Annotated in this window: 11 protein-coding genes; 6 read left to right on the forward strand and 5 right to left on the reverse strand. The window is 62.2% G+C overall.

What is annotated here, in order from left to right:
• From katG to VK804_RS08550, 3 genes are all read left to right on the forward strand, one after another.
• On the forward strand, positions 1–1651 hold a 1651-nt coding region (gene katG / locus VK804_RS08540), incomplete at its 5' end, for a catalase/peroxidase HPI (protein WP_325369873.1).
• A 162-nt stretch (positions 1652–1813) separates the two neighbouring features.
• Positions 1814–2278, forward strand: coding sequence for a GNAT family N-acetyltransferase (locus VK804_RS08545; protein ID WP_325369875.1), 465 nt, complete (start codon positions 1814–1816; stop codon positions 2276–2278).
• A complete protein-coding gene (locus VK804_RS08550) occupies positions 2275–2871 on the forward strand; it encodes a glutathione S-transferase family protein (RefSeq protein WP_325369877.1) in 597 nt (198 codons plus the stop codon). The genes VK804_RS08545 and VK804_RS08550 overlap by 4 nt, the downstream gene beginning before the upstream one ends.
• 9 nt (positions 2872–2880) lie before the next feature.
• Here the strand turns inward: VK804_RS08550 and fabI are convergent, their stop codons facing one another.
• From fabI to fabA, 3 genes are all read right to left on the reverse strand, one after another.
• Positions 2881–3687: an enoyl-ACP reductase FabI gene (gene fabI, locus VK804_RS08555; RefSeq protein WP_325369879.1), complete on the reverse strand. Its 807-nt coding sequence runs from the start codon at positions 3685–3687 to the stop codon at positions 2881–2883.
• A gap of 137 nt (positions 3688–3824) precedes the next feature.
• Positions 3825–5048 (reverse strand): beta-ketoacyl-ACP synthase I, encoded by a 1224-nt coding sequence (fabB, locus tag VK804_RS08560; protein ID WP_325369881.1) that lies wholly within the window; start codon positions 5046–5048, stop codon positions 3825–3827.
• A 77-nt stretch (positions 5049–5125) separates the two neighbouring features.
• Positions 5126–5656, reverse strand: coding sequence for a 3-hydroxyacyl-[acyl-carrier-protein] dehydratase FabA (gene fabA, locus VK804_RS08565; RefSeq protein ID WP_325369883.1), 531 nt, complete (start codon positions 5654–5656; stop codon positions 5126–5128).
• 348 nt (positions 5657–6004) lie between these two features.
• Between fabA and irrA the strand changes: the two genes are divergently transcribed.
• On the forward strand, positions 6005–6490 hold the full coding sequence (gene irrA / locus VK804_RS08570; RefSeq protein WP_325369892.1) for an iron response transcriptional regulator IrrA: 486 nt from the start codon (positions 6005–6007) through the stop codon (positions 6488–6490).
• Positions 6491–6640: 150 nt separating this feature from the next.
• Here the strand turns inward: irrA and VK804_RS08575 are convergent, their stop codons facing one another.
• Complete coding sequence (locus VK804_RS08575; RefSeq protein WP_325369885.1) at positions 6641–7168, reverse strand: SH3 domain-containing protein; 528 nt, start codon at positions 7166–7168, stop codon at positions 6641–6643.
• 319 nt (positions 7169–7487) lie between these two features.
• Here VK804_RS08575 and VK804_RS08580 point away from each other — a divergent pair, with 319 nt between their 5' ends.
• Both VK804_RS08580 and VK804_RS08585 read left to right on the forward strand, forming a co-directional pair.
• On the forward strand, positions 7488–8489 hold the full coding sequence (locus VK804_RS08580) for a D-glycerate dehydrogenase (protein ID WP_325369887.1): 1002 nt from the start codon (positions 7488–7490) through the stop codon (positions 8487–8489).
• A 13-nt stretch (positions 8490–8502) separates the two neighbouring features.
• Entirely contained in the window at positions 8503–8838 is a 336-nt protein-coding gene (locus VK804_RS08585; protein WP_325369888.1) for a GIY-YIG nuclease family protein, read from the forward strand.
• Positions 8839–9281: 443 nt separating this feature from the next.
• Here VK804_RS08585 and VK804_RS08590 read toward each other — a convergent pair.
• Positions 9282–9837, reverse strand: a 556-nt coding sequence (locus VK804_RS08590; RefSeq protein WP_325369890.1) for an AbrB family transcriptional regulator, incomplete at its 5' end; no start/stop codon positions are given.

Here is a 9837-nt window from a genome sequence, read left to right on the forward strand (position 1 = left end):
CGGCGGCCGCGCCGACGTGTGGGAGCCGGAAGAACTCTACTGGGGTCCCGAAGGCACGTGGCTGGGCGACGAACGCTACAGCGGCGAACGGCAACTGGCCGAACCGCTCGGCGCGGTGCAGATGGGCCTGATCTACGTCAATCCGGAGGGCCCCAACGGCAATCCCGATCCGGTTGCCGCCGCAAAGGATATCCGCGAGACCTTCTTCCGCATGGCGATGAACGACGAAGAGACCGTGGCGCTGATCGCCGGCGGTCACACCTTCGGCAAGACCCACGGCGCCGGCGATCCGTCGCTGATGGGTCCGGATCCGGAAGCGGGCGCCATCGAGGACCAGGGCCTCGGCTGGAGGAGCAAGCATGGCACCGGCATCGGCGCCGACGCCATCACCGGTGGCCCTGAGGTGACATGGTCGCAGACGCCGACGAAATGGAGCAACCATTTCTTCGAGAACCTGTTCAAATGCGAATGGGAGCTGACCAAGAGCCCGGCCGGCGCGAAGCAGTGGAAAGCCAAAGGCGCCGAGGCCACGGTCCCCGACGCCTATGACAAGTCGAAGAAGCATGTTCCGACCATGCTGACCACGGACCTCTCGCTGCGCTTCGACCCGGCCTACGAGAAGATCTCGCGGCGCTTCTTCGAGCATCCGGACCAGTTCGCAGACGCCTTTGCCCGCGCCTGGTTCAAGCTCACGCACCGCGACATGGGGCCGATCGTGCGCTATCGCGGCAAGCTGGTGCCGAAGGAAACCCTGATCTGGCAGGACCCGATCCCGTCAGCAGATCATCCGCCGATCGGGGAACAGGACATTGCGGCTCTGAAGGCGAAAATCCTCGGCTCCGGCCTCACCGTTTCCCAGCTGGTCTCGACAGCCTGGGCATCGGCCTCGACGTTCCGCGGCTCCGACAAGCGCGGCGGCGCCAACGGTGCGCGCATTCGTCTTGCGCCCCAGAAGGATTGGCATGTCAACAATCCGCCCGAACTGGCGAAGGTGCTCTCAAAACTCGAAGCGATCCGGAAGGAGTTCGGCAAGAAGGTGTCGCTCGCCGACCTGATCATTCTCGGCGGCAGCGCCGCGGTCGAAAAGGCGGCGAAGGATGCCGGTGTGAGCGTGACGGTCCCGTTCACGCCCGGCCGCATGGACGCGTCGCAGGAGCAGACCGACGCCGCTTCCTTTGCGCCGCTCGAGCCCCGCGCCGACGGCTTCCGGAACTACATCAGCGGCAAGAAGCAGTTCATGATGCCGGAGGAAGCACTGGTCGATCGCGCGCAACTGATGACGCTGACGGCGCCCGAGATGACGGTGCTGGTCGGCGGCCTGCGCGTGCTCGGCGCCAATGCCGGCAACTTAAAGCACGGCGCCTTTACCAAGAAGCCGGAAACGCTGACGAACGACTTCTTCGTCAACCTGCTCGACATGGGCACGGAGTGGCAGCCGGCCGGTTCCGACGGCGAATATGAGGGCCGCGACCGCAAGACCAAGGCGGTGAAGTGGACCGGCACGCGCGTCGACCTGATTTTCGGGTCGCATTCCCAGCTCCGCGCCATCGCGGAAGTCTATGCGTGTGCGGATTCGAAGGAGAAGTTCGCAAAGGACTTCGTGGCGGCGTGGACCAAGGTGATGAACGCGGACCGCTACGACCTCGCCTGATGCGCTCGATAGCGGACGTGGTTTCCGCTTTCGATTGAAGTCGAATGAACCCCCGCGATATGATCGCGGGGGTTTTGCTTTCTCCCGTCATTCCGGGTTCGCGCATTGCGTGCGCGCCCCGGAATGACGAATAATGACGGCAGACTTGCGAGGTTTATTCCGATGACGCCGCCGACGATCCGTCCCGCCCGGCCGGAGGAATATGACGAGATCGCCCAGGTCTGGATGAACAGTTTTTGTTCGACCGGGCTGGAAGAGGCCAGCAATTTCCTGCTCGCGAAATTGCGCGCGCGGGTTCGGATGGAAATCGAAAACGGCTGGAGCCTGTTCGTCGCCGCCGACGACGGGGTGCTCGCGGCGATGCTGGCGCTGCACCTGCCGAAACGCTATCTCGACCAGCTGTTCGTCGCGCCGGAATATCAGGGCCAAAGCCTCGGGAGGACACTGCTCGCCTTCACGCGGCAACATTTGCCCGATGAAATCGAGCTGCGATGCATCCGCGAAAACGAAAAAGCCTGGCGCTGGTACGAGCGCGAGGGTTTTGCGTTCGAGAAGGAGCAGGTCGAGCCGATGACGGGATTCGTCATGAAATATTATCGATGGAAGAAACAGGAAACGACGAAATGATGAAACTCTATTGGTCGCCCCGCTCGCGTTCGTTCTCCACGCTCTGGCTGATGGAGGAGACCGGGCAGCCTTACGAGCGCGTGCTGACCGACATCTCCAAGGGCGCGCAGAAGACGGTGGAATATCTCGCCATCAATCCGATGGGCAAGGTGCCGGCGCTGCAGGACGGCGAGGCGACGATGGCGGAGGCCGCCGCGATTTGCGCCTATGTGGCCGAGCGCTATCCGCAAGCCGACCTCGCGCCGCCGCTGGGCGATCCGCTGCGCGCCAAATATCTCTACTGGCTGTTCTTCGCGCCGGGCTGCGTCGAGCCGGCGATGGTGCAGATCGCGACCAAGGTCGAGATGAATCCGCTCTCCGCCGGCTGGGGCGACGCGCAGCGGGTGTTCGACGTACTCGACGTCGCCCTGACTAAGGGGCCGTGGCTGCTCGGCGAGAATTTCTCGGCCGCCGACATCGCGATCGGCTCCGGCCTGTATTTCTCGGTGCGGCTGTTCAAGATGGTGCCGGCGCGCCCCTCGTTCGACCGCTACATCGACGCTTGCGCGGCGCGCCCGGCGTTCCAGCGCGCCGGCGTCATCGCGGCGGGATGAGCAGGTGCGTCAATCCGCGGTGTCTTTCAGGTGTTCCGGCCGCGGCATCTGGACGATGTTGTAGCCGGAATCGACGTAATGAATCTCGCCGGTAACGCCGCCTGACAGATCCGAGAGCAGGTACAGCGCCGAGTTGCCAAGTTCGTCCAGCGTCACGCCGCGGCCGAGCGGCGAATGCTTTTGCTGAAAGGCAAACATCGCGCGCGCATCGCCGATGCCTGAACCCGCTAGCGTCCGCACCGGACCGGCGGAAATCGCATTGACGCGGATGCCGCGCGAGCCGAAATCGGCGGCGAGATAACGCACCGAGGCTTCCAGCGCGGCCTTCGCGACACCCATCACGTTGTAATTAGGCATCGCCCGCATCGAGCCGCCGAAGGTCAGCGTGATCATGCTGCCGCCGGATGGCGGCATCAGCTCGGCGGCGCGCTTCGCCAGTTCCGTGAACGAGAAACACGATATCACCATGGTGCGGGAAAAGTTTTCGCGCGAGGTGTCGGCATAGCGGCCCTTCAACTCATTCTTGTCGGAAGCGCCGATGGCGTGGACCAGGAAGTCGAGATGGCCCCATTTTGCGCGCAGTGTCTCGAACAGGGAATCGACGCTGCTCAGATCCTCGACGTCGCAAGGGATCACCGTATCGACACCGAGCGACTGGGCCAGCGGCTTGACGCGCTTGCCCAGCGCCTCGCCCTGATAGGTGAACGCCAGCTCCGCGCCTTGCGCGGCGAGCGTCTTGGCAATGCCCCAGGCGATCGAATGATCATTGGCGATGCCCATGATCAGCCCGCGCTTGCCTTTCATCAGATCCTGCATCGTCCGTGCGCTTTCTCTTGCGTCATGTCCGGGCTTGTCCCGGGCATCCACGTCTTGCCCTGCCCGCTCCAAGACGTGGATGGCCGGGACAAGCCCGGCCATGACGGCGAGTGCGGGAATTCAGTTCGTGCGCGATCTCACGCATCCATCCGCTTGAACACCAGCGTGGCGTTGGTGCCGCCGAAACCGAAGGAATTCGAGAGCACGGTGCCCAATCTCGCATTGTCGATGCGCTTGCGCACGATCGGCATGTCGGCGAACACCGGATCGAGTTCGCGGATATTGGCGCTTTCGCAGATGAAGCCGTTTTGCATCATCAGCAGCGAATAGATCGCCTCCTGCACGCCGGTGGCGCCGAGCGAATGGCCGGTCAGCGCCTTGGTGGCGGAGATCGGCGGGCACTTGTCGCCGGTGCCGAACACCTTGCGGATCGCCTCGATTTCCGGCGGATCGCCGGCGGGCGTCGAGGTCGCGTGCGGATTGATGTAGTCGACCTTGGTATCGACGGTCGCCATCGCCATTCGCATGCAGCGCTCGGCGCCCTCGCCCGAGGGCGCCACCATGTCGTAGCCGTCGGATGTGGCGCCATAGCCGACCACTTCGCCATAGATCTTGGCGCCGCGCGCCTTGGCGTGTTCGAGCTCCTCCAGCACCACCACGCCGGCGCCGCCGGCGATGACGAAACCGTCGCGGGTCACGTCGTAGGGGCGGGAAGCAGTTGCCGGCGTATCGTTGTATTTCGACGACATCGCGCCCATCGCGTCGAACAACACCGACAGCGACCAGTCGAGCTCTTCGCAGCCGCCGGCGAAGATGACATCCTGCTTGCCGATCTGGATGGTCTCGTAGGCGTTGCCGATGCAATGGTTCGAGGTGGCGCAGGCCGACGAGATCGAATAGTTCACGCCCTTGATCTTGAACCAGGTGGCAAGCGTCGCCGACGCCGTCGACGACATCGCCTTCGGCACCGCGAACGGTCCGACCCGCTTCGGTCCCTTGGCCCGCGTGGTGTCGGCGGCTTCCACGATGGTGCGCGCCGAGGGGCCGCCGGAACCCATGATGATGCCGGTGCGGATGTTGGAAACTTCCGTGGGCTCGAGTCCTGAGTCCTGGATCGCCTGTTCCATCGCGATGTGATTCCAGGCCGCGCCCTCGCCGAGAAAGCGCATCGCGCGCCGGTCGATGACCCCGGCCGGATCGAGCGTTGGCGCCCCCTGCACCTGCGAGCGGAAACCCAATTCGGCATATTTGTCCGCGCGCGTAATTCCGGACTTCGCCTCGTGGAGGCTTGCCAGCACTTCCTGGGTGTTGTTACCGATGGACGAGACGATGCCCATCCCCGTAATGACAACCCGCCTCATGATCGCCTCGCCCTGTCGTTACCGTTCTTTTGTGATGGCTCAAGCCGAATGCCGCCTCGTCGGACCGAGCACGTAACTCACGTTCCCGGCTGCAATGCGGCGCCCTGCTTCAAGAGCCCCACCCTCAGATCCTTCGCGCGATAGATAATCTCGTCATCGGCCGAAAGCCAGCCATCGGCGATGCCCAGCCAGAGCCTTAGGCGCATCACGCGCTTGATGTCGACGTTGTACACAATCTTGCGCACGTTGGGCATCACCTGCCCCGCCAGCTTCAGTTCGCCGAGGCCGAGCGCCCGGCCGCGGCCCTCGCCGCCGCTCCAGCCAAGAAAAAAGCCGACCATCTGCCAGAGCGCGTCGAGGCCGAGGCAGCCGGGCATCACGGGGTCGCCCTTGAAATGGCAACCGAAGAACCAGAGGTCGGCTTTGACGTCGAGTTCGGCACGGACCAGGCCCTTGCCATATTCACCACCGGTCTCGCTGATTTCGCTGATGCGGTCGAACATCAACATCGGAGGCAGCGGCAATTGTGCATTGCCCGGGCCGAACATCTCGCCGCGGCCGCACGCCAGGAGATCCTCGTATTCGTAACCGCTGCGCCGATCCAGCATGCTGCCTCTTTCAAATCCCGATGGGGCGTTCTTGGAGCGAAATGGACCCGTTTCACGCGTGAAACGCGCCAATTGGCTTCAATTGGCACGAAGACCGCAGATCCGGATGCTCCCAGCGGCAACCGGTTCGCCATTGCCCGTAAACCGCATGGCTTAAAGTCCGCGCGCTCTCTAACATAGGCTCCGCAGGGGGCAAAGCACCACGACGGGGCAAAACGCCGCGTTCCACCCCCGCCTCCGTTAACCCTGGAGCGGCTCTAGTTGCGAAAAACTTGCATCTAACCTGGTTCCTCCTTATATTTGCGGGGCTATTGGGCTGAATGAGTGAACGCGGTGCCTGACGTGGAAATGAGTTACAACGCCTCGATCCTGAACGATGATGCCGCCGGTTCCGCAACCGCGGCACGCCAGCCGGCCTTGACCGGCTGTCCCTGGCATGACGTCAACGAAATGCTGCAGGCGGCGGGCCTGCGTCCGACCCGTCAGCGCATGGCTCTGGGCTGGCTGCTGTTCGGCAAGGGCGCGCGGCATTTGACCGCGGAAATGCTCTATGAGGAGGCGACACTCGCCAAGGTCCCGGTATCGCTTGCGACCGTCTACAACACGCTCAACCAGTTGACCGATGCGGGCTTGCTGCGCCAGGTCAGCGTCGACGGCACCAAGACCTACTTCGACACCAACGTGTCGGCGCATCACCACTTCTATCTCGAAAACAACCACGAACTGGTCGACATTCCCGATCCGCATCTGGTGCTTTCGAGCATGCCGGAAGTGCCCGAAGGCTACGAGATCGCCCGCGTCGACATGGTCGTGCGGCTGCGCAAGAAGCGCTGATTTTCCCGGTCAACTTGAGGTCGTCATCCTGAGGTGCGCTCGGCGGCGCAATTGCGCCGCTGGCTTGCGCGCCTCGAAAGATAGGCCGCGCACACCGGTGCATACACCCTTCGAGGCTCGCCGAAGAGGCTCGCGCCTCAGGGTGACGAGTCAATCCACCTTCTCATCGGCGTAAACGCCCCACAGCCGCTGCTGCTCGATCCAGCCGTCAAAACCGTTGCCGGCGACGTGGCACCAGCCTTGCGCGCAGTGCTTGACCTGGGTCACGACGCCGGCCTGCAGCTTCGCTGTGACCGCCGAGGTTTGGTCGGCGCTCTCATGGAGCGGCGCCAGCTCGTCCTTGCTCTTCATGGTGATGACCGCGGTGCGGCGGCCGGACAGCAGCGAGTGATAGACCCAGCCCTCGGCGCCTTCGGAATCGCGGACCCGGCGCCAGTTCTCGAATTCGGCGGTGATTTCGACCGGAAGGCCCGAGCGGGTGTAGACCCAGGCGACGTCGTTGTCCTTGGTCGGACCGGCCCTGACGTTCACATGATCGGATTTGAGGCTGACATAACGCGGCACCGGCAAGCCGCTCGACGTGACCGCGGTATCCTTGGCCGAGAATCCCGGGGAGATCGACGCGCCTAGCCCAGCGCCAACGAGCACCACCACAGAACAAAAACGCCGCAACCCCATCCGCTCGTCTCCTGCCGAGAAACCCAACTCGAGTTCTTCGAGCTGAAATACCTAACCGACGCCCCAAACCCCCTGTACCGCGCCCGGATTGCCCTCGGCTTGTGACTCCGGGTTATTACCGGGTTCTTGTCTTGGCCCGGCCTTCTGCTAGAGAGGCAGAAGACGAGGAAACAAGACTTGCCCGAAATCCCCCTTTTGGACACCCAAGGGGAAAGTTCGGGAACCCAGGGAACCCTCAAGCAACGCCGGGACTGCGCGGTAAGTCGCAGTGTCGAACAACCGGGTTAATGAGGTCTGAACGGCCTTACGCGAGCAGGACATGTCGGTTAAGAAAAAGCCTCTCGTTGTCGTCACGCGCAAGCTGCCGGACTCGATCGAGACCCGCATGCGCGAGCTGTTCGACGCGAGACTCAATCTCGACGATACGCCGCTGACATCAGAGCAGATCGCGGACGCGGTGCGCTCGGCCGATGTGCTGGTGCCCACCGTCACCGACGAGATCACCGAAGCGCTGCTCAAACAGCCCGATTGCAAGCTGAAGCTGATCGCCAATTTCGGCAACGGCGTCGACAATATCGATGTCGTGGCGGCGCACGCGCGCGGCATCACCGTGACCAATACGCCAAAGGTTTTGACCGAAGACACCGCCGACATGACCATGGCGCTGATTCTGGCGGTGCCGCGGCGGCTGATCGAGGGCGCCTCCATCCTCACCGACGGCAAGAACTGGCCGGGCTGGTCGCCGACCTGGATGCTCGGCCACCGCATCGGGGGAAAGCGTCTCGGCATCATCGGCATGGGCCGCATCGGACAAGCGGTGGCTCGCCGGGCGCGGTCGTTCGGCCTCTCGATCCATTATCACAACCGCAGGCCGGTGGCGCCGCGCATCGCCGAAGAGCTGGGCGCGACCTATTGGGAAAGCCTCGACCAGATGCTGGCGCGGATGGACATCATCTCGGTGAATTGTCCGCACACGCCGGCGACGTTCCATCTGGTGTCGGCGCGGCGGCTGAAGCTGATCCGCAAGGACGCCTACATCGTCAACACCGCGCGCGGCGGCGTCATCGACGAGGACACGCTGATCAAACTGCTCGAGACCGGCGAGATCGGCGGCGCCGGCCTCGACGTCTACGAGCACGAGCCCGCGGTCAATCCAAAGCTGGTGCGGCTCGCCAAGGCCGGCAAGGTGACGCTGCTGCCGCATATGGGCTCGGCCACCATCGAGGGCCGCGTCGAGATGGGCGAGAAGGTGATCATCAACATCCGCACCTTCCTCGACAACCACAAGCCGCCGGACCGCGTGCTGCCGAGCATGCTGTGATCTCTCAGTCGTCATGGCCGGGCTTGTCCCGGCCATCCACGTCTTGCAGTATCTCAACATGGCAGGCGGCTACGTTTATTTCTTGACCAACAAACCGAACGGCATCCTCTATGTCGGGGTGACCAGCGATCTTGTCCGCCGGATATTCGAGCATCGCTCCGGTTACGTTGACGGCTTTACCAAACGTTACGGGTTAAAGAGACTCGTGTATTTCGAGAAGTTCGAGACCATTCAGGATGCGATCCAGCGTGAACACAATATCAAGCATTGGTCTCGTGCCTGGAAAGTTCGATTGATTGTTGCGAGCAATCCGGATTGGGACGATCTCTTTGAGACCATTTCGAAGTAAGACGTGGATGGCCGGGACAAGCCCGGCCATGACGAGTAAAAAATCGCGAAAACAACCCCATGCAAAGTAGCGTGGACCCCGGCTCGCAGCACTCTTGCTGTGCTGCGTCCGGGGCAGGAGAAGAATCCGGGGCAGGAGTCCAACCTGACCTCATCCCGCTCCAGGCGACGAATGTCCGCTGCTGGGGGTCGACCGGAAGTGGTTGGCGGAGGGTCAAACCCGACGCGATTGACCCTGAACGGACATCGCCGTCGCGGCTACCGCACGGATAGGGACTTCATGCGCTATCCCCTGATAATATCGGCTTCTGTTCCTATAGCCGTCCAAGCTATCCCGTCCGTCGATATCGGCTCGCAGAGACAAGGCACACATCGGTCTCGCGTAAGCGAGCCAAGCATCACTGATCGGGACTATCCATATCGAATCTTCTGCGACCAACTTACTCAGGTGGGAGTTTTGTCGGAAATATTTGGAACATTCCTAACTATTTGATCCGCAACGAATCGAGACAAAGCCGGACCAACGATAAGGACGAGCATAAAACGAGCGATCTGCTGCGCCATAACAAACCCGACATCGACATTGGTGGATGCCGCAATAATGGCGACCGAGTCTGCCCCGCCCGGGCTGGTGGCAAGATAGACCGTCAAAGGATCGATATCGAAAACTTCGACGAGAGCGAAGGCCAAGCCGCCACAAAATGCGATTAGCATCAGCATTGATACTATCATTTTCGGTAAAGCCCGGATGGCATACACAAGAATTTTCCGGGTAAACCGCAAGCCAATCGTCCAGCCAAGAAGCAAATAGCTGACCGCCAGCAGCCAGCTTGGCAATTCGATTTCGACAAGACCGTTGGATCGTAGAACCGCACCGAGGAACATGGGTATCAGCAATATTCCTGCCGGAATGCGGGAAACAGGCCCTAGAATGACTCCTCCAAGAACAAGGACCAGCGTTTCTAGAAAAGGCAGTGCGTGGATCGGGGCAAACCAGACC

It is taken from the genome of Bradyrhizobium sp., assembly GCF_035484855.1.
In the GTDB taxonomy this organism is placed as follows: Bacteria; Pseudomonadota; Alphaproteobacteria; order Rhizobiales; family Xanthobacteraceae; genus Bradyrhizobium.